We start from the raw sequence: 24,498 nt of genomic DNA on the forward strand, positions 1-24,498 counted from the left end.
GTGCGGCTCAGCCGGCGAGCGCCTGACGGGCATACGCGCGCACGTCGGCGTCGGTGTCGTCCAGCGCCACGGTGAGGGCCTGCCGGGCGATCGACTCCGAGCTCGCCCATCGGCTCAGGCTCAGCACTGCGGCCTTGCGGACATCGAGATGCTGGTCGTCCAGCGCCCGCGACAGGGTGGGAACCGCCACCTCCGGCACGGCTCCGGCCAACGCCCGGGCCGCGCCCTGGCGGATCTGCCAGGCCGACTCGGTGAACGCCTTCTCGACGCTCACCACGTCGTCGTCGGTGCAGCCGACCGCGCCGAGTGAGGCCAGGGCCGCCGCCCGGACGAGCGGATCTGGGTCGTCCAGCGCCACGCGCACCGCATCGGCACCGGCACGCAGGGTCGCGAGTCCGCCCACCGCGGCGATCCGCACCTCCCGGTTCTCGTCGGTCGTGGCGGCCGCCACCCCGGTGTGGTCGTCGACCGACACCAGCGCCCGCACCGCCTCGATCCGTACCCGGTGATCGGCATCGGTCGATGCGACCCGGTAGGCCTGGGCATTGCCTACGCGGCGGGAACTCAGCAGATACACCGTTACCGCACGGACCACCGGGTCCGCGGACTCCAGTCGGTCGGCGAAGGCTCCCGGGTCCGGCAGCACCTCGACGAGTTCCCGTACCGAATCGGCGGTTTCGCGCCGTACTTCGGCGTCGTCATCGGCCAGCGCGGCCACCAGCGCGGGCTGGTACCCATCGGGCAGATGCTCGACGAGGGTGGCGACCGCGGTGCGGCGCACGCCGGCGTCCGGATCGGTCAGGTAGGTGTTCAGATCCTCCAGCGAGGGCTCCTCCAACGCCAGCACCGCGGCGATACGCGGGGACGGCGGTTGCACGGATCCGGTGGGACGGACCCTGGAGCGTTCGGCTGCGGGAGCCCGGCCGGCGTGCAGATCGGGCTGCTCGACGGTGGTCACCGGATCGTGGGAAGTCAGATGGTCCAGCTCGGGCACGGCGACGAAGTACGGTGCCACCGGCCGCTTCACGAATTTCATGGCGCCGTCGGCGTCCTTGTAGAGGTTGAGGTGGTAGCGCCACTGTGCGTCGTCGCGCTCCGGCAGGTCGGCCCGCTCGTGGTACAGACCCCAGCGCGATTCGGTGCGGGTCAGCGAGGATCGGGCCGCCATCTCCGCGCAGTCGCGAATGAACGACACCTCCGCGGCGCGCATCAGTTCGTGCGGGGTGCGCGCGCCGATACCCTCCACCTCGGTAGTCATGCGCTCGAAGGTCTGCACCGCGATCGACAACTTGGTGGCGGTCTTCGGCGGCGCCACATAGTCGTTGACGAACCGCCGCAGCTTGAACTCGACCTGAGGCTGCGGCGGACCGTCCGGGTGCCGCAGCGGGCGGTAGATGAGCTCGTGGGCCGCTGCCACCTGTTCGGCCGGAAGCCCAACCGGTGCAGCCACTTCCGACAGGGTCGAGGCCGCGTGCTCGCCGGCGAGATCGCCGTACACGAAGGCGCCGATCATGTAGTTGTGCGGTACACACGCCAGGTCCCCGGCCGCATACAGCCCGGGCACGGTGGTGCGGGCGTGTTCGTCCACCCACACGCCGGAAGCGGAATGCCCTGAGCACAAACCGATCTCGGAGATGTGCATCTCGATGTCGTGGGTGCGGTAGTCGTGCCCCCGATTGGCGTGGAACGTCCCGCGGGTGGGTCGCTCCGTGGTGTGCAGGATGTTCTCAAGCGTGGTCAGCGTTTCATCGGGCAGATGGCTGACCTTGAGGTAGATCGGCCCGCGGGCCGATTCGATCTCCTCTTTGACCTCCGCCATCATCTGCCCCGACCAGTAGTCGGAGTCGACGAACCGCTCCCCCAGCGCATTGACCTGATAGCCGCCGAAGGGGTTGGCCACGTAGGCGCATGCTGGGCCGTTGTAGTCCTTGATCAGCGGATTGACCTGGAAGCACTCGATTCCCGACAGTTCGGCGCCCGCGTGGTAGGCCATGGCGTACCCGTCACCCGCGTTGGTGGGGTTCTCGTAGGTGCCGTACAGATAGCCCGAGGCGGGCAGTCCGAGGCGGCCGCACGCCCCGGTCGACAGGATCACGGCCTTGGCCGCCACCGTCACGAATTCTCCTGTGCGGGTGTTGAATGCGGCGGCACCGACAGCTCGTCCGCCCTGCGTCAGCACCCGTACCGGCATGAGCCGGTTCTCGATGCGGATCTTCTCGCGCATCGAGCGCTGGCGCAGCACCCGGTACAGCGCCTTCTTGACGTCCTTGCCCTCGGGCATCGGCAGCACATAGGAGCCGGATCGGTGCACGCGCCGCACGGCGTACTCACCGTGTTCGTCCTTCTCGAATTTGACCCCGTAGCGTTCCAGCCGCTGCACCATGGCGAATCCACGGGTCGCGGTCTGATACACGGTGCGCTGGTTGACGATTCCGTCGTTGGCCCGGGTGATCTCGGCGACGTAGTCCTCGGGTTCGGCCTTGCCGGGGATGACGGCGTTGTTGACGCCGTCCATGCCCATGGCCAGCGCCCCGGAGTGGCGCACGTGGGCCTTCTCCAGCAGCAGCACCTGGGCGCCGTTCTCGGCGGCGGTCAGCGCCGCCATGGTGCCCGCGGTGCCACCGCCGATCACCAGCACGTCGCAGTCGATGCGAATCGCGTCATCGACATCGGGAATCTCGGTCAATTCGGTCACGGTTGCTCCAGTGCGGCAATGATCTCGGCGCGCAGCGCGGATCGTTCGGGATGGTCGGTGCGGGGCTGGGCCACCTCGATCAGGGCGCGCAACGGCTGCCCGGCACGACCGAGCACCGCGACACGGTCACCGAGCGTGAGCGCCTCGTCGACGTCGTGGGTGACGAACACGATCGTCGTCGGATGGGCCTGCCAGGTGTCGATCAGCAACCGCTGCATGGCCGCCCGGGTCTGGGTGTCCAGGGCCGCGAACGGCTCGTCCATCATGACCGCGCGCGGTGCGCCGGCCAGACCGCGCGCGAGCTGAACCCGCTGCCGCATACCGCCGGACAGGTTCTTCGGCAGGAAGTCGGCGAACCCGGTCAGGCCGACCTCGGCGATCCATCGATCGGCCCGCTCCTTGCGCCCGGCCTTGGACTCCCCACTGCGTCCATTGCGCGGCTCGCCGCGGAGCTGCAGGGCCAGTTCGATGTTGGACCGCACCGTGCGCCACGGCAGCAGCGCACTGTCCTGGAACACCATGCCGCGGTCCCGTGAGGTGGTGGTGACCGGATCGCCGTCGGCCAGCACCCGGCCGCCGTCGGGCCGCAGCAGTCCGGTCAGCGCGCGCAACACCGTGGACTTACCGCATCCCGACGGGCCGGTGAGCACCAGGATCTCACCGGGCTCGACGGTCAGGCTCAGGTCGTCGATCACCGGGGCGCCGGTGTAGGACAACCGGATTCGATCGAGTTCCAGCCTCATTCCGGTGGCCGTCCGGGTGACGGTGTCAGTGGGGCTAATCGACATGCTCTTCGCGCGAGCGCTCATCGCCGCGTCTCCTCCTCACCACGCGGCAGCCAGCGGGTGGCCCGGCGGCCGATCAACTCAACCGCCGCGGCGGTCACGAAACCGAGTACGCCGATCGTGATGATGCCGACGAACACGTCGGGATAGTTCAGCACCGTGTACGCCTGCCAGGTGCGGTAACCCACACCGAGGCGGCCCGAGATCATCTCGGCCGAGATCACACAGATCCAGGCCACTCCCATGCCGACCGAGAGCCCGCCGAACAGTCCGGGCAGGATGCCCGGCAGCACCACCTGGCGCAGCACGTCGACGCGACCGCCACCGAGGGTGCGCACCGAGTCCTCCCAGATGGTCGGCAGGGCGCGCACCGCATGCCGCACGCTGACCATGATCGGGAAGTAGGCGGCCAGGAACGTGATGAACACGATTCCCGCCTCGTCGCTGGGGAACAGCAGGATGGCCACGGGCACCATGGCGATCGCCGGTATCGGCCGGGCCAGCTCGGTGAGCGGACCGAAGATGTCGGCGAACCAGGCCGTGCGCCCGAGCAGGATTCCGGTGATCACGCCGACCACCGCGGCGATCCCGAACCCGGTGAGGATCCGGATCAGCGACTGCCCGAGATCCAGCCAGTACTCGGGCGTGCCCAGCCGGTTCACCAGGGCCGCAGTGATTTCGGTGACGGTCGGCAGGGTGTCGAACCGCAGACCGAGGCGCACGTCGTTGGCGGTCAGCAGTTGCCAGAGGACGACCGCGCCAACCACCGACGCCAGCCGCACCAGGCGATGCGGCCAGGCCGAGGGCGTGTGCCGGGAATGCTGCGTTTCCGACGGTGCCGGAGGGTCGCTGACCGCGACGGGCGGGGTATCGGTGGTGGTCACACCGCACCTGCCAGGGCTTGCCGATAGTCGACGATCACCGCACCGGGATGCGCGGCGGTATAGCGCTCGGCACCGGCCTGGGTTCCGAACGGTAGGTACCCCTCGGCTCCCGGTGCGGGCAGGCGCACCCACACGGCCTTGTCGGCGAACCACCGGGTACCCAGCTCGGCGTCGGAGACGTAGGCGGCGCGGACCTTCTTGCCCTCACCTTCTGCCTGCCGAATCGCCTTGAGCAGGCAGACCGGCGTCGCGGCCGCGGTGGTGGTGTCCGATCCGTCGAGCCACAGCTCGCCGGCAGTGGCGGGATTGTCGACGGCGGTGCGGCACACCGGGTCGGTGCCGCTCAGGGCCGACGGATTGGCGCTCGAGTTCAGTGCCTTGTCGTAGTCCTGACCGCGCGCGGAGTATGCCGCCCGCAGCGGTCCGTCCTGTACGAAACCGGCCACGTCGAGGTCTGCGAAGTTGTCGATCGACTTCAGGTAGGGCACATCGCCTTTGAGCGCATCGATCAGTGACGGCTTGAGGGTGGTGTCGAACGAGGTGCCGCCCGGCCCGTTGTAGAGGTACACGACCTCCTGTGGCAGCCCGCTGCCCTCGGCCACCAGGCGGGCCGCCTCCAGCGGCTTGGTGTTGAGGAAGTCGGTGGCGTCGAGTTGCGCCTGCAGGAACGCGTCGAGCACCTCCGGGTGATCGGCCGCATACGCCCGGCGAACCACGACACCGTGCAGGGTCGGGTAGTTCAGTTCGGCACCGTCGTAGAGCAGCTTGGCCTTGCCCTGGTGAACCAACAGACCCGGCCAGGCGACGAACTGCGAAAGCGCCTGGACCTGACCGGATTCCAGCGACGATGCACCGACCTGCGGCTGCTGGTTGAGCACCTCCACACCGGTCTTGGCGTCGATCCCGGCCTTGCCGAGGGCTTGCACCAGCATGCCGTGACCGGCCGATCCGACACTGGCCGAGACCTTCTTACCGGCCAGGTCGGTCAACGACTTGGCCGGCGAATCCGGTGCCACCACAACCATGTTCAGCGCACCCTTCGGGTTGTACCCGGTGACCGAGACGATCTCGGTCTTGGCGCGTTCGTTGGCCTGGGTCTTGGACCCGTTGATGAGCATCGGATAGTCACCCATCGAGCCGATGTCGATCTTCTCGGCCACCATCTGCGCGGTGATCGGGGCGCCGGTGTCGTAGTCCTGCCACGTCACGTTGTACTTGGTGCCGGTGCGGGTGGTGATGTCGGCCAACCGGCGTTCCAGGTAACCCTGGGCGCGCAGCAGGGTTCCGGCAGTGACGGTGTTGATGGTCTTGGACTGGTAGCCGACGACGACGTCGACCGTATCGGCCGATTTCGTCGCCGAGTCCAGGGAGCAGCCGGCGGTCGCGAGCGTGAGACCGGCGGTGAGGGCGATCAGGGCTGTTTTCACTTCGGGTCCTCTAACGGATGAGATAGGGCATGTTGACGGTGACGGCGCCGGTGGGACAGCGGGCCGCGCACGGCCCGCAGTACCAGCACTCGTCGACGTGCATGAAGGCCTTGCCGTTTTCGGGATTGATGGCCAGCGAATCGAGCGGACACACGTCGACGCACAACGTGCAGCCCTCGATACACAGGGACTCGTCGATGGTCACGGGGACATCGGCGCGTTGGTTGACCAGCGTCATATGCTGTTCCTAATCATGTGTCTCGGATGAGGTTGCCGCGCATGGTGATTCGATCACCACGCATCCTGATGTACTCCAGGTCGACGGGCGTTCCGTCGTCCAGACTCGTGAGCCGCTCGGCCATCAGCAGCGCCGATCCGGCCGGCACCTGCAGCGTCGCGGCGGTGTGCGGGTCAGCCGAAACCGCCTCCAGCGCAAGGCTCGCCCCGCCCAGGCGGTGTCCGCTGACCCGTTCGATGAGCGCGAAGATATCGTTGTCCTCCAGTGCGTGTCCGATCACCTGCTCGCCGATCTCGGGAGCCAGGTAGGTCAGATCCAGCGACAGCGGCAGATCGGCGAGGTAGCGCAGGCGCTCGATGAAGACCACCTGGGCGCCGGGCTCCAACGCCAGCTTGCGGGCCACCGCGGGCGGGGCCGAGAGTCGCTGCACGGCACGGACTTCGTTGCGGACGTCGCCGTAGTCCTTGAAGGTCTCCTTCAGCCCCACCAACGCATCGAGGCCGTGGTCGTACTTGCGGCCCGCCACATGCGTGCCCACCTTGGTGCCGCGGTCGATCAGGCCCTCGGACTTGAGGACGGCCAGGGCTTCACGGATGGTGTTGCGGGAGACGAAGAATTCGGCGGCCAGTTCGGCCTCGGCCGGCAGCGCCCCGGCATAGGTGCCCTCGTAGATCTGATGGCGCAGCACGTCGGCCACCTGGCGGGCCTGGTCGGCGCGCGCACGGCGGTTGGGTAGAGATACGGGATGAGCTTCGGGCTGGGAAGACACGCACTCAAGGTAAGGGCCTGTTGGAGGCACCTGCAGTGCGACGAATCAGCCCTCGGCGCAGGTTAACCGATTGCGCCGCCGGCCAAGGATCCGTACCTGGCGAAACCGCCTTGCCGACCGGCATTGCGCCACCTCGATCCCGGCAAGAATTTACAAATCGCGATGATCGAAACGTCGCCGCGCCGGCCCGAAAAAACTTTGGCCACTTTTGTCTCGCCAGTCCCATTCCACGGGTTCTTGTCGGCGCATCGAACTAGTGTTCGAATTGTGGTAGTGGAGTTGGCGCAGAACCGGGGTGGGGTGCAGACCGCACTGGCCGGCCACCGCGCTGCGATCGCGTCGCTCGTCGATGTCGACTTCACCGGACTCGACACCGCGGAGCTGCTGGCGCTCCAATCCGAACGCGAGCAACACGCCCGCATCGAGGCGATGATCGATCACCGAATCCAAGCCGCCCTGATGGCTCAGGCCGCCCCGCACGAGATCGGCGGCAAGTCCTGGAAGGATGTGCTGGCCACCCGGATGCGGATCAGCGGCAAGGAAGCCTCACGCCGCGTCGCCGCAGCCGCCGAGCTGGGGCCCCGGTATGCGATCGGCGGTGAGGTGTTGGAGCCGCTACTGCCCGCCTGCGCCGAGGCGCTGCTGTCAGGGACCATCAACACCGAACACATCGCGATCATCCGCGACACTCTGGTGGAGGCGAGAAAGTACGTCAGCACGGCTGAACTCGTCCAGATCGAATCGGACCTGGTAGCCGCGGCGAACTGCGACACTCCTGAAACGCTCAAGGCCGCAGCGGACAAACTGCTCTATCTGCTCAACCAGGACGGCGACTCACCCGATGTCGCGGCCCACCTGCGTGGGCTGCGGATCGGCACACAGGACGCCGACGGACTGGTGCACGTCCAGGGCTGGCTGGACCCCGAGACAGCGGCGTACCTGACCACCGTCACCGGCGTGTGGGGTGCACCGGGCATCAACAACCCCGATGATCCCGAACCGATCCACAACCCCTCGCCCAATCCGCTCGATGACGCTGAGGCCGCACTCGACACCTCCGAGGAACAGGACGCTCAAGACCAGCAGGCGGCCGCCAACCGGGACACCCGCACCGTGGCGCAGCGCAATCACGACGCCCTCAAAGTGGCGCTGCGCGAAGTGCTGATGTCCAAACGGCTCGGCCGGCACGGCGGCCTTCCGGTCACAGTGGTCATGTCCACCACCCTGGCCGAGCTGGAAGCCGGCGCCGGGATCGCTGTCACCGGCGCGGGCATCCGGATGCCGATGAACGACCTGATCCGGTTGGCATCACACAGCTTTCACTACCTCACCGTGTACAAGCACCACACCGCCGAACCGCTGTACCTGGCCCGCACCAAACGGTTGGCTACCAAAGCACAACGACTGCTGCTCTACAACCGCGACCGCGGCTGTACCCGCCCCGGATGCACCGCACCGGCCGACTATTGCGAGGTGCACCACGCCAAGGCCGACTGGCGGCACGGCGGGCAGACCGACGCCCCCGACCTCGCGCTGGGCTGCGGACCCGACAACCGCCTCGTCGGACTCGGCTGGACCACCAGCATCGATCCAGACACCGGCCGGGTCCACTGGCATCCACCACCTCTGATGAACACCGGACAAGACACCCTCAACCACCACTTCCACCCCGAGGAACTACTGGTTCCCCCGGAAGAACCAGGCGGTTGACGGGACCACTAGATCGTCGTCGCGCTGACCGTGACCGGAATGCCGTTGAGCGCTCCGTTTCCCGACGGCTCGTCGAGGAAATCGGGCAGCGACAGGATGTTGGTGTTCACCCCGGGCGACGCGTTCGCGACGCCGAGTCGCGTACCGGGCTGACCGTGGCCCCAGCCGTGCGGCATCGAGACCACTCCGGGCTTGATCGCATCGGTCACCTCGACCGGGACCACGATCTTGCCGCCGGCCGACGCCACTTCCGCGTTGTCGCCATCGGCGATCCTCCGTGCCGCCGCATCCTGACTGTGCATCAGCAGGGTGCACCGGTCGCGTCCCTTCATCAAGGAACCGACGTTGTGCAGCCAGGAGTTGTTGGACCGCAGATGGCGTCGGCTCACCAGCACCAGTTCGTCGGGGGCTCGATCGAGCCGCTCGGCCAGCCGCGGCAGGTCGTCGAGCAGATACTGCGGCGCCAGCCGGATCTTCTGGTCGGCGGTGCCGAGTACCTCGGGCACCTGGGGCACCATGGGGCCGTAGTTGATTCCGTCCGGGTGGGCCTTGAGCTTGTCCAGGTTCAGACCGTCGGGGTTGTCGCCGTAGCGGTCGCCGAACGCGGCGGTCCGCAGCGTCAGATCGAGCATCCGCTCGGGGCCGCCGTGGTCGTACTTCTTACGGATCTCGGCGCCGTCGAGCCCCTGGGTGAAACACAGGTAGTCGAACCAGCCGTCATCGAGCGCGGCGATGTCGACATCCTCGGCCGGGGTGCCGGTGCACAGCCCGGTGAGCCGGATCAGGATCTCCCACTCCTCCGGCGCATCGGGATCCTCGCGGTGGAACACCGGCGGTGAGTACCGGGCGAAGCTGTTGATCGCCGCACCCAGCAGCAGGTCCGCCGAGTGCGGCTGCTCGAGCGCCGAGGCACCGGGCAGGATCACGTCGGCGTGCCGGGTGGTCTCGTTGAGCCACAGGTCCACCGAGATCATCGCGTCCAGCTGCGGCAGCGCCTCGTCGAGTTTGTCGCCGCCCGGGGTGGACAGCACCGGGTTGCCCGCGACGGTGATCAGGGCCTTGAGCTGTCCCTCACCGGGCGTGGTGATCTCTTCGAGCATGCATGACACCGGCACCTGCCCGAGCACCTCCTTGGCCCCGCGCACCCGGGTGCGGTAGCGGCCGAAATTCGGCGCCCCGTCCTCCAACCCCGGGATCGGCTGGCTCGTGACCGTCCAGGCCGTCGGCCTGGCGAACATCGCGCCGCCGGGGGTGTCGAAGTGACCGGTGACGATGTTGACCACATCCACCAGCCAGCTGGCCAGGCTGCCGAACTCCTGATTGCACGTGCCGATCCGGCCGTAGACCACCGCGCGCGGCGTGCCGGCCAGCTCGCGGGCCAGTCCACGAATACGCTCGGCGTCGATACCTGTTGTAGCAGAGACCCTTTCGGGCGACCAGTCGGCCACCGCCTGCTGCAGGGTGGACACTCCGTCGAGGTGGCGTTCCAACTCGCCGAGGTTGACCAGCCCTTCGTCGAACACGGTGTGGACGATCCCGAGCAGCAGTGCCGCGTCAGTCCCGGGCGTGATCGGCAACCACTCGTCGGCCTTGACGGCGGTGGCGGTGCGCACCGGGTCGATGACGATCACCTTGCCGCGCTTACGGATACCGGCGATGATGCCCATCACGTCGGGGGCGGCCAGCAGCGAACCCTGCGAGGCCGCGGGGTTGGCCCCCATCACCACCAGCAGGTCGGTGCGCTGGATGTCCGGCGTCGGGAAGGCCCACCAGCTGCCGTACATCAGGTGCGACGACAGGTTCTTCGGCCACTGGTCGATGGTGCCCGGCGAGTAGGTGATCGGCATGCCGGACAGGCCGAGCAGGATCGCCGAGTAGCGGGACAGCGAGAACGAGTGCGCCAGCGGATTTCCGGTGTACGCCGCGACCGCGCCGATGCCGTACTTCTCGATGACGGGAGCGAGCAGTTCGGTGCAGCGACGGAAGGCGGTGTCCCAGTCGACCTCGTGCCACTCGCCGTCCACCTTGATCATCGGCCGGCGGATCCGGTCGGGGTCGTCGTGCAACCCGGCCAGCGACGCACCCTTGGGGCAGATGTGACCCGCGCTCCACTGGTCGGACTTGTTCGGCCGAACGGTCGCAACCTTGCCGTCGGAGACCTGAATCTCCAAGCCGCACATTGCCTCACACAGCGGGCAGGCGTGCAGGTGCAGGCCGTCCTCGCCGATCCCCGCGATACTTCTCGACTCGTGTCCCATCAGCGGCCTCCGAATGTCGGTACGTGTAGTCACACACGTAACAACATCGTGGCACCGAACGGCACCGACGATCCCGATCTCCGGGATATGAACCTACTGCTCGGGCCGGTCCTGAACGGCGCCCTGCACGGCTGCGGCTGCGGCCCGGATCTGCGGGGTCACCAGCATCACCTGGCCCAGCACCCCGTTGACGAATCCGGGCGACTCATCGGTGGACAGCTCTTTGGCCAGCTCGACGGCCTCGTCCACGGCGACGGGTTCGGGGACGTCCTCGGCGTGCAGCAGCTCCCAGACCGCCACCCGGAGGATGGCGCGGTCCACGGCAGGCAGCCGCTCCAACGTCCATCCCTGCAGGTGAGCCGAGATGAGGTCGTCGATGTGGGCGGCATGTTCGGTGACACCGCGCGCCACCGACACCGTGTACGGATTGAGCGGGGTGACGTCGGGCTGATCCTCGGCCAGCGCGGTGCGGCCGTCGGCCACCGCCTCCGGCGTCAGACCGCGTGCCTCGGCCTCGAACAGCAGATCCACGGCGCGCTTGCGGGCCTGGTGACGGCCCCGGTCGCCACGGCGGTCAGGCATGGTCAGCCATTCACGCGGCCGAGGTAGCTGCCGTCGCGGGTGTCGACCTTGAGCTTGTCACCGGTGTTGATGAACAGCGGCACCTGGATCTCGGCGCCGGTCTCCATGGTGGCGGGCTTGGTGCCGGCGCTGGAGCGGTCACCCTGCAGACCGGGCTCGGTGTGGGACACCTCGAGCTCGACGGACACCGGAAGTTCCAGGTACAGCGGCGCGGACTCGTGGAAGGCGATCTGCACCGGCAGGCTCTCCAGCAGGAAGTCGGCCAAGCGGCCGACGAGCGCCTCGGACAACGGGTGCTGATTGAAGTCTTCGGAATCCATGAAGACGAAGTCGTTGCCGTCGCGGTACAGGTAGGTGGCGTCGCGGCGGTCCACGGTGGCGGTCTCCACCTTCACGCCGGCGTTGTAGGTCTTGTCGACGACCTTGCCGGACACCACGTTCTTCAGCTTCGTCCGCACGAAGGCCGGGCCCTTGCCCGGCTTGACGTGCTGGAATTCGACGATCTGCCACAGCTGTCCGTCGATCTGCAGGACGAGCCCGTTCTTGAAGTCGGCAGTCGATGCCATGAGGGTGTAGCTCCTAAGCTTTTGTCACAAAATGGCCAGTTCCTTGGGGAACCGGGTAAGCAGGTCGGGTGCCGCCTCTCCGACGACCAGGGTGTCCTCGATCCGGACACCGCCGCGATCGGGCAAGTAGACACCTGGCTCAACGGTGACCGCAGAGCCAGCAAGCAGTGTACCGGCGGCGGCGGCGTTGATTCCCGGCGCTTCGTGGATCTGCAGTCCGACACCGTGGCCGAGGCCGTGACCGAAGTTGTCGCCGTAGCCGGCATCGGCGATGACCTGGCGCGATGCCGCGTCCACCGCGCTCAGCGAAACCCCGGGCGCCAGCGCGTCGCACCCGGCCTGCTGTGCGGTGGCCACCAGGTCATAGATGTCGAGCTGCCACTGGGCCGCCGGGCCCAGCACGAACGTGCGCGTCATGTCGGAGTGATAGCCCTCCACCAGGGCACCGAAATCGATCTTGACGAAGTCTCCCGCGGCCAGCACCGCCTCCGTGGGCCGGTGGTGCGGGATTGCCGAGTTCGAGCCGGTCGCCACGATCGTCTCGAAGGACGGCCCGTCGGCGCCGTGGTCGAGCATCAGGGCTTCCAGCTCGTTGCGCACCTCGCGCTCGGTCCGGCCCGGACGCAGGCCGCCACGCTCCAGCAGATCCATGAGTGCCGAGTCGGCGGCCTCGCAGGCCAGTCGCAGCATCGCGATCTCGCCGGCGTCCTTGATCTCGCGCAGCGCCTCCACGGTGCCCGCCGCGCGCACCCACTCGACCGTGTCGCCGGCCGCCTTCTTCAGGGCCGCATAGGCATCGACGGTCACCACATGGCTCTCGAAACCCAACCGCAGGGCGCCGGTACGGGCGGCGCGCCCGGCCAGGTGTGACCCGCAGGCCCGCTCGATGACCACCTCGGCGTCCGGGGACTGCTGCGCGGCCTGCGTGCGATAGCGCCCATCGGTGGCCAGCACCGGAGTGGTGTCCTCGGCGAGGATCAACAGGGCCGCGTTGGAACCCGTGAATCCGGACAGATAACGCACGTTGACCAGGTCAGTTACCAACATCGCGTCCAGGCCCAAGTCGGCCAGCCGACGCCGCAGTCGGTCCCTGCGCTGGGAAATAGTCACGGTCTGTGACGCTACTCGCTACAGTGTGCCCCCATGAGCAAGTGGTTACTGCGCGGAGTGGTGTTCGCAACAGCGATGGTCATCGTGCGCTTACTGCAAGGAGCACTGATCAACGCCTCGCCGGGTAACGCCACCTGGTTCAGCTTGGGGCTGGTCACGTTGTTCGGAATCGGCGTACTGATCTGGGGCCTGTTCGACGGCCAGTCCGACGCACGGGCCAATCCGGATCCGGACCGTCGTGCCGACATGGCGATGACCTGGCTGATCGCCGGCCTGTTCGCCGGCGTCGTCAGCGGCGCGGTGGCGTGGTTCATCGGGCTGTTCTACAAGAGCCTCTACACCGATGCGCTGCTCAACGAGGTCACCACATTCGCGGCGTTCACCGCGCTGCTGGTGTTCCTGCTCGGCGTTGGTGGCGTAACCGTGGGCCGCTGGCTGGTGGACCGCAAGGCCCCGCCGATGCCGCGTCAGCGCCACCACGGCCTGGCAGCCGACGAGCGCGCCGACACCGATGTGTTCGCCGCAGTGAGCGCCAACGGCGCGTCGGAAAATGCCGACGCCGAGGCCCCGGTCGAATACCCCGAGCAACCCAAGCAGTAACCGGCACGCCCACCAGGGCGAAGCAGAACTCAGGCGCACGTGGCGCGGGCAGTCAGGCCCGCGCCACTTCTGCGTATGCGGCCGCCAGCAGCGACGGGTCAGGGCCCTCAAGGCGGCCCGGCTTGGCCAGCCCGTCGAGCACGACGAACCGCAGCACTCCCGAGCGGTTCTTCTTGTCGCCTGCCATGTAGTCCATCAGCTGGGGCAGCGCGTCGCCGTCGTAGCTGACCGGCAGCCCCAGCGCGGTCAGCACCGAACGGTGCCGGTCGGCGGTCTCGTCGTCGAGCCGTCCGGCCAGCCGGCCCAATTCGGCCGCGAACACCAATCCCACGGACACCGCGGCGCCGTGGCGCCACTTGTAGCGCTCGCGCCGCTCGATGGCGTGCGCGAGAGTGTGGCCGTAGTTGAGGATCTCGCGCAACTGCGACTCGCGCTCGTCGGCAGCAACCACCTCGGCCTTGACCGCGATCGCGCGGCGGATGAGTTCGGGCAGGACGGTTCCGGTGGGGTCAAGCGCGGCCTCCGGATCGGCCTCGATCAGATCGAGGATGACCGGGTCGGCGATGAAGCCGGCCTTCACGATCTCGGCCATCCCGGCGACGATCTCGTTGCGCGGCAACGTTTCCAGTGTCGCAAGATCGACCAGTACCGCGGCCGGCTGATGGAACGCACCGACGAGATTCTTGCCGGCATCGGTGTTGATCCCGGTCTTGCCGCCGACCGCCGCGTCGACCATGCCCAGCAGGGTGGTCGGCACGTGGACGATGTCGACACCGCGAAGCCAGGTGGCCGCAGCAAAGCCCGCAACGTCCGTCGCCGCTCCCCCGCCCAGGCTGACCACCGCGTCTTTGCGACCAATACCGATGCGCCCCAGCACTTCCCAGATGAAGCCGACGACGGGCAGCTCCTTGCCCGCCTCGGCATCCGGGATCTCGATACGGTGAGCTTCAATTCCCTTGTCGGCCAAGTGTTGCCGAATAGCTTCGGCGGTCTGGGTCAACACCGGCTGATTCAATATCGCCACCTTGTGGCGGCCTTCGAGCGTGTTACCCAACTCCGCGAGCAGGCCGGTTCCGATGATGACCGGGTAGGGCCGGTCCACCATTACCTCGACGATTACCGGGTCAGTCATCATGTCGCTCCGCGTTGCGAGCGGCCAGGGCCGCGGGGGTGGGTATGGCTGCAGATTCTGTATTGGAGGAGGTAGCCGCAGTGTTGCCGCCCTTGGCCTCGGAACCGGACGAGGATCCGGATGCGGCACCACGCCGCCACGGCGGACGACGCCGGCGCCGCTTGGCCGTCCGCGGCTGTTGCGCCGGTTTCTGCGGCTGTTTCTGGACCGGGGGGTTTTCCAGTCGCGTGACGATGGTGCGCACCACCGCGCCAGGATTGCGCCGGTTGGTGTTGATCCGCATGGTCGCGACGCGGCGGTAGAGCGGCACCCGTTCGGACATCAGGGCACGGAACTTCTCGGCCCGGTCGGGACCGGCCAGCAGTGGCCGGACCGTGGAACCACCCGTGCGGCGCACCCCCTCGGCCGCGCTGATCTCCAGGTACACGACGGTGTGGCCGGCCAGTGCGGAACGCACTCCAGCGGTGGTGACCGCGCCGCCACCCAAGGACAGCACCCCGTCGTGGGTGGCCAGCGCCGAACGGATGACCTCTTCCTCGATGCGGCGGAACTCCGCCTCGCCGTCGGTGGCGAAGATGTCGGCGATCGTGCGGCCGGTGGTCTCCTCGATCGCGGCGTCGGTGTCGAGCATCGTGAGGTTCAGCGCCTTGGCCAGCCGGCGGCCGATGGTCGACTTGCCCGAACCCGGCAGGCCGATCAGTACCGCCTTGGGGGCCATCAGCCCAGGGCCTGCGCCGCGGGCTCGCGCTCGGCGACAGCCCGCAGGTAGGCGTCGATGTTGGCGCGGGTCTCGGCCAGCGAGTCCCCACCGAACTTCTCCAGCACGGCCCGGGCCACCACCAGGGCGACCATGGTCTCCACCACCACACCGGCGGCCGGAACCGCGCACACGTCGGAACGCTGGTGAATGGCGACGGCTTCTTCGCCGGTCGCCATGTCGACGGTGGCCAACGCGCGCGGCACGGTCGAGATCGGCTTCATCGCGGCCCGGACCCGCAGCGCCTGGCCGTTGGTCATGCCGCCTTCCAGGCCACCGGCCCGGTTGGTCGAGCGCAGGACCCCGTCGGGGCCCGGGTACATCTCGTCGTGGGCGACACTGCCGCGACGGCGCGCGGTCTCGAAGCCGTCGCCGATCTCCACACCCTTGATCGCCTGGATGCCCATCACCGCGGCGGCGAGCTGACTGTCGAGGCGGTTGTCGCCACTGGTGAACGAGCCCAACCCGATCGGCAGACCGTCGACCACGACCTCGACGACACCGCCGAGGGTGTCGCCGTCCTTCTTGGCGTCCTCGATCTCGGCGATCATCGACGACTCAGCGGCTTCGTCAAACGCCCGAACGGGACTCGCGTCGATCGCCTCCAGGTCGGAGAACTGCGGCGGCGGACCGTCATAGGGCTTGGACGCGCCGATGGAGATGACGTGCGAGACGACCTCAACACCGAGCGCTGCACGCAGGAAGGCGCGGGCCACGGTGCCGGCCGCCACCCGCGCAGCGGTCTCGCGTGCACTGGCACGTTCGAGTACCGGGCGGGCGTCTTCGAAGCCGTACTTGAGCATGCCGGCGTAGTCGGCATGGCCCGGGCGGGGGCGGGTCAGCGGGGCGTTACGGGCTACGTCGAGTTCGGCCGGGTCCACGGGGTCCGGAGACATCACGGTCTCCCACTTGGGCCATTCGGTGTTGCCGATCTCGATGGCGATCGGCCCGCCCAGGGTGGTGCCGTGACGCACCCCGGCCAGCATGGTGACCTGGTCCTGTTCGAACTTCATCCGGGCACCCCGGCCGTAGCCGAGACGACGACGCTTGAGCTGTGCCCCGATCTCCTCTGAGGTGATGGGCACGCCGGCAACCATCCCTTCGAGCATGGCCACCAGGGCGCGGCCATGGGATTCACCAGCTGTGGTCCAACGCAACACGGGTGTCATTCTCCCACGTCGGGGTTTGCCTCCTGAAATCCGCCGGCTACACCAGCGCCAGGGCGACCGCGACGGCAGTGGCCGTACACATCGATGGCCCGTGCGGCACGGTGCGGATACCGCGGACCGCGGCGCCGGATGCGAGGCCCGCGGTGAGCAAGGGTGCTGCCAGCGCGGCCAGCAGCCACACATCGATGCCGAACGCACCGGTCATCGCCCCCAGCCCGATGGCGAGTTTGACGTCTCCCCCGCCCATGGCGCGCGGCGAGAGCAGATGCACCGCCAGGTACAGACCCGACAGGGCCGCGGCCCCGGCCAGTGCGGCGAGGCCGCGGGCCGCCACTGCCGCCACCACCAGAACCAGCAGTGCGCCAGGAAGCGTCAGCCAGTTCGGCAGCCTGCGCTCGGCGATGTCGTAGCCGCTGAGCACCAGCAGCCAGACGCACGCGATGACGGTTACCCCCACCCCCATCAATCGAGGTTAAGGCGCAGATGGGGCGGCCCTCATCGCCTCTTGGCGGGCTACAGCCGCAGAGCAGTCGCCACTTCGCCAACGGTGCGGGTGAATCCGTCCATGTCGACCGACGGCTCGATCGGTTGGAACACCAACGTCTGGGCCGAATACGCGGACGCCGCCGCGACGATCTCCGCTACGGTGCCGCTGACGCCGTAACCGCCGGAGTCCAGCCCACGCTCCACCGCCACGTCATCGAGGAGCTGCCGGCCGTCCGCACCGGGTGCGCACGCCAGGTACTGCACCGTTGCGAAAGGTGGAGAGCTGACCCGCTGAGCCTGCTCGGCGGCGACATGTCCGAGCGCCGCCCGGGCCGACGCAGGGGTGTTGACGCTGTCGATGATCACACCGTCGGCGATCTCGCCGGCGAGCCGCAGGGTCTTCGGTCCGGTACCGCCGATGAGCAACGGAACAGGTTGAGGCGGAACCCATTCCAGTTGCACACCGTCGAGACGCACGAACCGGCCGTCGGTGCTGACCGATCTGCCGGAGAGCAACAGCCTGAGCGCGGCGTGATATTCGCGCAGCAGCGTGAGCGGGGACGGCACCGCGGCCCCGGCCTGGCGCATCCAGGCCTGAACACCATGACCGATCCCGACCCGGACCCGGCCCGGATAGATGGTGGCCAGGGTGGCGATCTCCATCGCCGTGGACACCACGTTGCGCAACGGCACCGGGAGCACCCCGATGCCCACGGTCAGCGTCTCGCTGCCGGCGAGTGCGACGGCCGCCTGCGCGATGCCGCCCTGCAGGAAACAGTCTTCCCACAACCAGAGTTCGTCGATGCCGGCTCGTTGCGCGGCAGCTGCGGTGCTGGGCAGGGTCTCGGGTGAGCGGTCGGGACGAAACACCACCCCGACCCGCGGCCGGTGGCCGGACTGGGTCATGGTCGCCACCCTACGGGCGCCCGGATGCTGCCCGGAAAATCGCTTGCGGCGGTATGACACGGTCGAGTCGTGCGAACACTGGTCACCGGTAGTTCCGGCCATCTTGGTGAGGCGATCGTCCGCACCCTCCGTGCCCGCGGTGAAGACGTGGCGGGTATGGACATCCGGCCCTCGCCGTGGACCGACAGGGTCGGCTCTATCACCGATCCCGTAGCTGTCCGGGCCGCGATGGCGGGCGCCGACGTGGTGCTGCACACCGCCACGCTGCACAAGCCGCAGTTGGCGTTCGTGCCCGGGCAGGCTTTCGTCGACACGAATGTCAGCGGGACGCTGTCACTACTGGAGGGGGCCACGGAGGCCGGTGCCCAGGCCTTCGTCATGTCCTCTTCCACAACAGTTTTCGGAGACGCGCTGGTGCCCGATGCCGAGCGACCGGCGGCGTGGATCGACGAGTCGGTGACGCCGGTGCCCAAGAACATGTACGGCGTCACCAAGGCCGCGGCCGAGGATTTGTGTCAGCTGGCGCACCGAAACCACGGGTTGCCCTGCGTGGTGCTGCGGGTGGCCCGGTTCTTCCCGGAAACCGACGACAGGCCCGACGCCCACGACGGCCGGACCGACGCCAACGTCAAGGCCGATGAATACGCGACACGCCGAGTCTCACTGGACGACGCCGTCGACGCGCATCTGCTGGCTGCATCCGCCGCCCCCCGGATCGGTTTCGGCCGCTACATCGTCTCCGCGACCACGCCGTTCCTGCCGGCGGACCTTGCGCAGTTGCGGACCGATGCCGCCGGTGTGTTCGCTCGGCGGGCGCCCCAGGCGGCCGAGGTGTGGGCACGGCGCGGTTGGCGCTTTCCCACCCGCGTCGACCGGGTCTACGACAACGCCCGCGCGCGTACCGATCTGGGCTGGTGCCCGAGATACGACCTGGCCTCGATCGCGCAAATGGTGGACACCGAGAACACGGTCCAGTCCCCGCTGGCGCGTCTGGTCGGGTCCAAGGAATACCTCTACAGCTCCTACCACCGGGGCACGTTCGCCCCGTGAAGGCTCAGCCCAGTGCGGCGCGCATCGCCTCTTTGGGAGCGGGCATCCCGGTGAACTGCTCCACCTGGGCGAAGGCCTGGTTCAGCAGCATCTGCAGTCCGTTGATCGCCTCACCGCCCGCCGCCTCGACGGCCTGGGCCAGCGGCGTGGGCCACGGGTCGTAGATGGCGTCGAGCACGCGCGGCACGCCTGCCAGCGTGCCCGCGTAGGCGGCGGCCGCGTCGGCCGGGATCGTGCTGACGGCCGCATCGGCGGTGGCCACCGCGCCGGTCAGCGCCGTGCCGCCGATGTCGCACCAGCTGCCCTGCGCGCCACACCGGCCGGCCAACTCCACCAGCCGCGATGCCTTGCCCTCATCGCGCGCCACGATGGTGATCCGCTGTACGCCGAGTTCGGCCAGGGCCACCACGGCGGCCGGGGCGGTGCCGCCGGATCCGATCACCAGTGCCGAGTCACCGGCCGCACCGAGCGCTCCGACCACCCCGTCGACATCGGTGTTGTCGGCACGCCAGCCACCCGTGGGCAGCCGCAGCAGGGTGTTGGCCGAGCCGACCAGCTCGGCGCGTTCGGTGCGCTGATCGGCGAACTCCAGTGCGGCGAACTTGCCCGGCATGGTGACCGACAGTCCGACCCATTCCGGGCCCAGCGAGCCGACGAGGCCGGGCAGCTGTTCGGCCGTGCACTCGATGCGGTCGTAGGTCCACGACGGCAGCCCGAGCGCCCGGTAGGCGGCCAGGTGCAGCTGCGGCGAACGCGAATGCGTGATCGGCGAGCCCAGAACGGCGGCCTTGCGGCCGGTGTCCGGTCTATCTGGCACGGCGGCGAGCCGCCTATCTGGCACTGTCGAGGACACCGTTGTGCTGGGCCAGTTCGATGTTGGCCAGGTGCTGGTCGTAGTCGCGCGTGAACAGCGTGGTGCCCTGCAGGTCGATGGTCACGAAGTACAGCCAGTCCCCCTCGGCCGGACGCTCGGCCGCGGCCAGCGCATCCGTGCCGGGCGAGCAGATCGGCGTCTGCGGAAGCCCTTGGCTCATATAGGTATTCCACGGGGTGACCTTGGCGCGGTCATCGTCCGTGGTCGCCACTTCCTGGCGGTCCAGCGGATAGTTCACGGTCGAGTCGAACTCCAGCTTGCGGTGTTCGGCGAGCCGGTTGTAGATCACCCGCGCCACCTTGGAGAAGTCCTGGGGCTTGGCTTCGCGTTGCACGAGGGATCCGACCGTGAGGATCTGATAGGGCGACATCTGCATCGCCGCCGCGGTGTCGAGCAGACCGCTCTGGGTGTAGAGGGTGGCGCTGCCGGCGACCAGGGTGGACAGGATGTCCTGCGCCGTTCCCGCCGGGTCCACATTCCAGGTGCCGGGCGCAATCAGCCCTTCCAGCCGGCGGTGATCGTTGGGCATCGCCGCGACCGGAGCCGCGGCCCAGTCGGGTACCGCCAACGCGGCAGCGGGTGCGGTCTGTGCAGCCGTACGTAGCTCATCGACCGGTACGCAACGCTTCTCGCCGTCCAGTTCGACGCACGAGGCCTGGGAGATCAGCGTGAAGATGCCTTCGGTGACGGCCTTGGTCTTGACGTCGGCGGTGTCGTCGAGCTGGCGCCCCTCCGGGATTGTCAGCTTGCCCACCCGACTGTCCGGATCTGCCAGTCGCTCAACGGCGTTGGCTGCCGGGATCTCGGTGCGCACCTTGTAGAAGCCGGGCTGGATCGCCGAGATCGCCTCGTTCTTGTGGGCCGCGTCGACGAAGGCCTTGACCGTCGCGACCACTTTCTTGTCCTGCAGCGTCTTGGCGATGGCCGTCGTGGAATCGCCGTCGTGGACCTGGATGACGACATCGGCGACACCGTCACCCGCGTAGTCGCCGGAGGAGCCCGACATGCCGTGCCACAGCCTGGAACCGAGGAACACCGCTCCGATCAACACCACGATGAGAGCTGCGATGGAGAAGCCCCTGGTGACACGGCGCTTCCGGTCGTTGCGGGCCTTGCGGGCCCGCTCGGCCTTGCTCAGCCCGCGCCGCGGTGGTCCGACCACCTCGGGCTTCGCTTTGTGGGCGCCCCACTTCTCAGCCATCCATGCCCTCTCCGCGCGCAGCCAGAGCCGCACGCCGCTGATCCAGCCAGCTCTGCAGAATGCCAACCGCAGCGGCCTGGTCGATCATCGCCTTCTGTCCCTTTGCCCGGACTCCCGCTTCACGCAACGACCGCTGAGCCGAAACAGTAGTGAGCCGCTCGTCGGCCAGTCGCACCGGTATCGGGGCGATTCGGCGAGCCAGCAGATCGGCCAGTTCGATGGCGTCGACGGCTGAGCTGCCGGCGCGATCGGCGAGCGTGCGCGGCAGGCCGACGACGACCTCCACGGCCTCGTACTCGCCGATCAGCGTCACCAGTCTGCGCAGATGTCTGCCCGACCGGTCACGCTTGTCCCGCTGAACGGTCTCGACCGGAGTGGCCAATATCCCGTCGGGATCGCAACTGGCCACGCCTATCCGCACGGTTCCGACGTCGATGCCGATGCGCCGCCCACGTCCGGGGTCGTCATCCCCTGGGCGGTCCGGTAGCCGGTCGTCGACCGTGTCGGACACGAAGCTAGCCCCGGCCGATCTCGGCGCGCAGCGCGGCCAATGCCGCGTCGATACCCGCCGCCCCCTTACCGGAACCTTGTGCCATGTCCACTTTGCCGCCGCCGCGGCCGTTGACTGCCGCGCTGAACGGCTTCACCAGCTCATTGGCGCGCAGCCCCAGATCCTGAGCGGCCGGGTTGACCGCGACCACGAAGGGCACCGCGTCGTCCTCGCCCTCGGCGATCAGCGCGATCACCGCCGGGTCGCTGCCGAGCTTGCCCTTGATGTCGCCGACCAGGGTGCGCAGATCGCCGCCCGACATGCCGCCGGCCATCCGCTGGGCGACGACCCGGACCTTGCCGATGGTCTCGGCGCCGGCGGCCGCGTTGGCTGCCGCGGCCCGGGCGTTGGCCAGGCGGGCCTTGTCCAGTTCCTTCTCGGCGGCCTTGAGACGCTCGACCAGGTTGGCCACCCGGGCGGGCACCTCTTCGGAGGGCACCTTGAGCGACGAGGCCAGGCCTGCCATCAGGGCGCGTTCCTTGGCCAGGTGGCGGAAGGATTCGAGACCGACGTAGGCCTCGACACGGCGGATACCGGATCCGACCGACGACTCGCCGAGGATGGTCACCGGGCCGATCTGGGCCGAGTTGCGCACGTGGGTGCCACCGCAGAGTTCCAGCGAGAACGGCCCGCCGATGTCGACCACGCGAACCTGGTCGGGATAGTTCTCGCCGAACATCGCCATCGCGCCCATCGCCTTGGCCTTGTCCAGTGCGGTGAGGAAGGTGTTCACCTGGTAGTCGGCCTCGACGGCCTCGTTGGTGACTTCTTCTATCTGCGAGCGCTGATCGTCGGTGAGCGCGCCCTGCCAGTTGAAATCGAACCGCAGGTAGCCCGGGCGGTTCAGCGAACCGGCCTGAACGGCGGTGGGGCCCAGCACCTGTCGCAGCGCGGCGTGCACCATGTGGGTGCCGGAGTGCCCCTGGGTGGCGCCGTGGCGCCACTTGGGATCCACTGCGGCGGTGACGGTGTCGCCCTCGACGAACTCGCCGGACTCGACGTTGATCCGGTGCGCCCACAGGGTTTTGGCGATCTTCTGGACATCGGTGACGGCGGCCTTGGCGGCGACCGAGGCACCCGTGCCGGAAATCGTTCCTTCGTCGGCGATCTGGCCACCGGACTCGGCGTAGAACGGGGTGCGGTCCAGGATCAGCTCCACGCGATCGGCCTCCAGGCCTTCGTGGGTCACCACGGGCACCCGCTTGCCGTCCACGAAGATGCCGAGAATCCTTGCTTCAGTGGACAATTCGTCGAAGCCGGTGAACTCGGTGGGCCCGGCGTCGACCAGCTCGCGGTATGCGGACAGATCGGTGTGGGCCTGCTTGCGCGCTGCGGCATCGGCCTTGGCGCGCTGTCGCTGCTCGGCCATCAGCGTCCGGAAGCCCTGCTCGTCGACCGCGAGGCCGGCCTCGGCCGCCATCTCCAGCGTGAGGTCGATCGGGAAGCCGTAGGTGTCGTGCAGGGTGAACGCGTCGTCACCGGACAGCTTGGAGGCTCCCGCGCGCTTCGTCTTGGCTGCGGCGTCGTCGAACAGCTTCGAGCCGGCGACGAGGGTCCGGTTGAACGCGGTCTCCTCGGCGACGGCGATCCGGTTGATGCGCTCGAAGTCGGTGACCAGTTCCGGGTACGACGGGCCCATCTCGTCGCGCACCGTGGACATCAGCCGGCCCATGATGGGCTCCTCGACGCCGAGCAGTTTGGCCGCGCGGATGATGCGGCGCAGCAGGCGGCGCAGCACGTAACCGCGGCCCTCGTTGCCGGGGCTGACCCCGTCGCCGATGATGATGGCCGCGGTGCGGCTGTGGTCGCCGATGATGCGATAGCGGACGTCGTCCTCGTGGTTGCCTGCGCCGTATCCGCGCGGGGCGATCCCGGCGACCAGATCGATCACCGGACGCACCAGGTCGGTCTCGTAGACGTTGTCCACGTCCTGCAACAGGCAGGCGATGCGTTCGACGCCCATACCGGTGTCGATGTTCTTGCGCGGCAGCGGGCCGAGGATCTCGAAGTCGTCCTTCGAGGTGCCCTCACCGCGCTCGTTCTGCATGAACACGAGATTCCAGATCTCGATGTAGCGGTCCTCGTTGGCCTCCGGGCCGCCCTCGATCCCGTATTCGGGGCCGCGGTCGTAGTAGATCTCCGAACATGGGCCGCACGGCCCGGGGATGCCCATCGACCAGTAGTTGTCGGCCATGCCGCGGCGCTGGATGCGCGACAGCGGCAACCCGGCGACTTCCTGCCACAGCGCGATGGCCTCGTCGTCGTCCAGATAGACCGTTGCCCACAGCCTTTCCGGGTCGAATCCGTAGCCGCCCTCGCTGACCGGGTTGGTCAGCAGGGTCCAGGCCAGCTCGATGGCGCCCTTCTTGAAGTAGTCGCCGAACGAGAAGTTGCCGGCCATCTGGAAGAAGGTGTTGTGCCGGGTGGTGATGCCCACCTCGTCGATGTCAGGTGTGCGGATGCACTTCTGCACGCTGGTGGCGCGGTCCCACGGCGGCGTACGGGCACCGAGGAAGTAGGGCACGAACTGCACCATGCCGGCGTTGACGAACAACAGGTTGGGGTCGTCGAGGATCACCGAGGCGCTGGGCACCTCGGTGTGGCCCGCCTTCACGAAATGATCGAGGAAGCGCTTCCTGATCTCGTGTGTCTGCACGTTGCTCGTGTCCTCGTGTTCGTGGGTGGCTGGGGTTGCGCAGGCAACCATCAGTTCGACCGCTTTACATTACCGTTCTGCGCGTTCACCCCG

General features: G+C 68.2%; 21 protein-coding genes and 1 pseudogene. 3 read left to right on the top strand and 19 right to left on the bottom strand.

Annotated features, from left to right (window positions below):
• Positions 1 to 7 precede the first annotated feature (7 nt).
• The 6 genes from ACNQVK_RS21850 to ACNQVK_RS21875 all read right to left on the bottom strand — a co-directional run bounded on the left by ACNQVK_RS21850 (position 8) and on the right by ACNQVK_RS21875 (position 6,798).
• Entirely contained in the window at positions 8 to 2,695 is a 2,688-nt protein-coding gene (locus ACNQVK_RS21850; protein WP_418031167.1) for a fumarate reductase/succinate dehydrogenase flavoprotein subunit, read from the bottom strand.
• A complete protein-coding gene (locus ACNQVK_RS21855) occupies positions 2,692 to 3,438 on the bottom strand; it encodes an ABC transporter ATP-binding protein (RefSeq protein ID WP_418034255.1) in 747 nt (248 codons plus the stop codon). The genes ACNQVK_RS21850 and ACNQVK_RS21855 overlap by 4 nt, the downstream gene beginning before the upstream one ends.
• Positions 3,439 to 3,500: 62 nt before the next feature.
• Positions 3,501 to 4,364, bottom strand: coding sequence for an ABC transporter permease (locus tag ACNQVK_RS21860; protein WP_418031168.1), 864 nt, complete (start codon positions 4,362 to 4,364; stop codon positions 3,501 to 3,503).
• Positions 4,361 to 5,791 carry an ABC transporter substrate-binding protein gene (locus ACNQVK_RS21865; RefSeq protein WP_418031169.1) on the bottom strand — a complete coding sequence of 477 codons (1,431 nt, stop codon included), beginning with the start codon at positions 5,789 to 5,791 and terminating at the stop codon, positions 4,361 to 4,363. Before ACNQVK_RS21865 ends, ACNQVK_RS21860 begins: the two co-directional genes overlap by 4 nt.
• A 10-nt stretch (positions 5,792 to 5,801) precedes the next feature.
• Positions 5,802 to 6,029: a 4Fe-4S dicluster domain-containing protein gene (locus ACNQVK_RS21870; protein ID WP_003880761.1), complete on the bottom strand. Its 228-nt coding sequence runs from the start codon at positions 6,027 to 6,029 to the stop codon at positions 5,802 to 5,804.
• A 13-nt stretch (positions 6,030 to 6,042) separates the two neighbouring features.
• Positions 6,043 to 6,798, bottom strand: a complete 756-nt coding sequence (locus ACNQVK_RS21875) for a GntR family transcriptional regulator (RefSeq protein WP_418031170.1) — start codon at positions 6,796 to 6,798, stop codon at positions 6,043 to 6,045.
• A 267-nt stretch (positions 6,799 to 7,065) separates the two neighbouring features.
• Between ACNQVK_RS21875 and ACNQVK_RS21880 the strand changes: the two genes are divergently transcribed.
• Entirely contained in the window at positions 7,066 to 8,508 is a 1,443-nt protein-coding gene (locus ACNQVK_RS21880) for a DUF222 domain-containing protein (RefSeq protein ID WP_418031171.1), read from the top strand.
• An 8-nt stretch (positions 8,509 to 8,516) separates the two neighbouring features.
• On the opposite strand, the gene ACNQVK_RS21885 is transcribed toward ACNQVK_RS21880, so the two are convergent.
• The 4 genes from ACNQVK_RS21885 to ACNQVK_RS21900 form a co-directional block, all read right to left on the bottom strand.
• On the bottom strand, positions 8,517 to 10,766 hold the full coding sequence (locus ACNQVK_RS21885; RefSeq protein ID WP_418031172.1) for a molybdopterin-dependent oxidoreductase: 2,250 nt from the start codon (positions 10,764 to 10,766) through the stop codon (positions 8,517 to 8,519).
• 93 nt (positions 10,767 to 10,859) lie between these two features.
• Positions 10,860 to 11,348: a transcription antitermination factor NusB gene (gene nusB, locus ACNQVK_RS21890; protein ID WP_044518156.1), complete on the bottom strand. Its 489-nt coding sequence runs from the start codon at positions 11,346 to 11,348 to the stop codon at positions 10,860 to 10,862.
• Between the two features lie 2 nt (positions 11,349 to 11,350).
• The gene (gene efp, locus ACNQVK_RS21895; RefSeq protein WP_044518154.1) at positions 11,351 to 11,914 is read right to left on the bottom strand and encodes an elongation factor P; all 564 of its coding nucleotides are present in this window, start codon (positions 11,912 to 11,914) and stop codon (positions 11,351 to 11,353) included.
• A gap of 24 nt (positions 11,915 to 11,938) precedes the next feature.
• Complete coding sequence (locus tag ACNQVK_RS21900) at positions 11,939 to 13,024, bottom strand: M24 family metallopeptidase (protein WP_418031173.1); 1,086 nt, start codon at positions 13,022 to 13,024, stop codon at positions 11,939 to 11,941.
• A gap of 33 nt (positions 13,025 to 13,057) precedes the next feature.
• Between ACNQVK_RS21900 and ACNQVK_RS21905 the strand changes: the two genes are divergently transcribed.
• Positions 13,058 to 13,624 carry a B-4DMT family transporter gene (locus ACNQVK_RS21905; RefSeq protein WP_418031175.1) on the top strand — a complete coding sequence of 189 codons (567 nt, stop codon included), beginning with the start codon at positions 13,058 to 13,060 and terminating at the stop codon, positions 13,622 to 13,624.
• A gap of 52 nt (positions 13,625 to 13,676) precedes the next feature.
• Here the strand turns inward: ACNQVK_RS21905 and aroB are convergent, their stop codons facing one another.
• The 5 genes and pseudogenes from aroB to ACNQVK_RS21930 all read right to left on the bottom strand — a co-directional run bounded on the left by aroB (position 13,677) and on the right by ACNQVK_RS21930 (position 18,074).
• A complete protein-coding gene (gene aroB / locus ACNQVK_RS21910) occupies positions 13,677 to 14,756 on the bottom strand; it encodes a 3-dehydroquinate synthase (protein ID WP_418031176.1) in 1,080 nt (359 codons plus the stop codon).
• Between the two features lie 211 nt (positions 14,757 to 14,967).
• Positions 14,968 to 15,474, bottom strand: a pseudogene (locus tag ACNQVK_RS21915) (shikimate kinase); the annotation flags it as partial.
• Positions 15,474 to 16,673 (bottom strand): chorismate synthase, encoded by a 1,200-nt coding sequence (gene aroC, locus ACNQVK_RS21920; RefSeq protein ID WP_418034256.1) that lies wholly within the window; start codon positions 16,671 to 16,673, stop codon positions 15,474 to 15,476. The pseudogene ACNQVK_RS21915 and the gene aroC, both read right to left, overlap by 1 nt.
• 46 nt (positions 16,674 to 16,719) lie before the next feature.
• Positions 16,720 to 17,145: an A24 family peptidase gene (locus ACNQVK_RS21925; protein ID WP_418031177.1), complete on the bottom strand. Its 426-nt coding sequence runs from the start codon at positions 17,143 to 17,145 to the stop codon at positions 16,720 to 16,722.
• Positions 17,146 to 17,195: 50 nt separating this feature from the next.
• Positions 17,196 to 18,074, bottom strand: coding sequence for an LLM class flavin-dependent oxidoreductase (locus ACNQVK_RS21930; protein WP_418031178.1), 879 nt, complete (start codon positions 18,072 to 18,074; stop codon positions 17,196 to 17,198).
• Positions 18,075 to 18,143: 69 nt separating this feature from the next.
• Between ACNQVK_RS21930 and ACNQVK_RS21935 the strand changes: the two genes are divergently transcribed.
• Positions 18,144 to 19,124: an NAD-dependent epimerase/dehydratase family protein gene (locus ACNQVK_RS21935; RefSeq protein WP_418031179.1), complete on the top strand. Its 981-nt coding sequence runs from the start codon at positions 18,144 to 18,146 to the stop codon at positions 19,122 to 19,124.
• A 4-nt stretch (positions 19,125 to 19,128) separates the two neighbouring features.
• Here ACNQVK_RS21935 and ACNQVK_RS21940 read toward each other — a convergent pair whose 3' ends face one another.
• Genes ACNQVK_RS21940 through alaS form a run of 4 tightly spaced genes read right to left on the bottom strand, consistent with a single transcriptional unit; the run spans position 19,129 to position 24,405 of the window.
• The gene (locus tag ACNQVK_RS21940) at positions 19,129 to 19,965 is read right to left on the bottom strand and encodes a shikimate dehydrogenase (protein WP_418031180.1); all 837 of its coding nucleotides are present in this window, start codon (positions 19,963 to 19,965) and stop codon (positions 19,129 to 19,131) included.
• Positions 19,955 to 21,199 (bottom strand): endolytic transglycosylase MltG, encoded by a 1,245-nt coding sequence (locus tag ACNQVK_RS21945; RefSeq protein ID WP_418031181.1) that lies wholly within the window; start codon positions 21,197 to 21,199, stop codon positions 19,955 to 19,957. Before ACNQVK_RS21945 ends, ACNQVK_RS21940 begins: the two co-directional genes overlap by 11 nt.
• Positions 21,192 to 21,710, bottom strand: coding sequence for a Holliday junction resolvase RuvX (ruvX, locus tag ACNQVK_RS21950; protein WP_276125604.1), 519 nt, complete (start codon positions 21,708 to 21,710; stop codon positions 21,192 to 21,194). The genes ACNQVK_RS21945 and ruvX overlap by 8 nt, the downstream gene beginning before the upstream one ends.
• A gap of 4 nt (positions 21,711 to 21,714) precedes the next feature.
• Positions 21,715 to 24,405 (bottom strand): alanine--tRNA ligase, encoded by a 2,691-nt coding sequence (alaS, locus tag ACNQVK_RS21955; RefSeq protein WP_418031182.1) that lies wholly within the window; start codon positions 24,403 to 24,405, stop codon positions 21,715 to 21,717.
• Positions 24,406 to 24,498 lie beyond the last annotated feature (93 nt).

It is taken from the genome of Mycobacterium sp. 134 (assembly GCF_048282715.1).
GTDB lineage: Bacteria > Actinomycetota > Actinomycetes > Mycobacteriales > Mycobacteriaceae > Mycobacterium > Mycobacterium septicum.

Excerpts from the sequence above, each read along its gene's own strand:
- ACNQVK_RS21855 (WP_418034255.1), bottom strand. The coding sequence starts at position 3,438 with ATGAGGCTGGAACTCGATCGAATCCGGTTGTCCTACACCGGCGCCCCG.
- ACNQVK_RS21870 (WP_003880761.1), bottom strand. The coding sequence starts at position 6,029 with ATGACGCTGGTCAACCAACGCGCCGATGTCCCCGTGACCATCGACGAG.
- ACNQVK_RS21885 (WP_418031172.1), bottom strand. The coding sequence starts at position 10,766 with ATGGGACACGAGTCGAGAAGTATCGCGGGGATCGGCGAGGACGGCCTG.
- nusB (WP_044518156.1), bottom strand. The coding sequence starts at position 11,348 with ATGCCTGACCGCCGTGGCGACCGGGGCCGTCACCAGGCCCGCAAGCGC.
- efp (WP_044518154.1), bottom strand. The coding sequence starts at position 11,914 with ATGGCATCGACTGCCGACTTCAAGAACGGGCTCGTCCTGCAGATCGAC.
- ACNQVK_RS21905 (WP_418031175.1), top strand. The coding sequence starts at position 13,058 with ATGAGCAAGTGGTTACTGCGCGGAGTGGTGTTCGCAACAGCGATGGTC.
- aroB (WP_418031176.1), bottom strand. The coding sequence starts at position 14,756 with ATGACTGACCCGGTAATCGTCGAGGTAATGGTGGACCGGCCCTACCCG.
- ACNQVK_RS21925 (WP_418031177.1), bottom strand. The coding sequence starts at position 17,145 with ATGGGGGTGGGGGTAACCGTCATCGCGTGCGTCTGGCTGCTGGTGCTC.
- ACNQVK_RS21930 (WP_418031178.1), bottom strand. The coding sequence starts at position 18,074 with ATGACCCAGTCCGGCCACCGGCCGCGGGTCGGGGTGGTGTTTCGTCCC.
- ACNQVK_RS21945 (WP_418031181.1), bottom strand. The coding sequence starts at position 21,199 with ATGGCTGAGAAGTGGGGCGCCCACAAAGCGAAGCCCGAGGTGGTCGGA.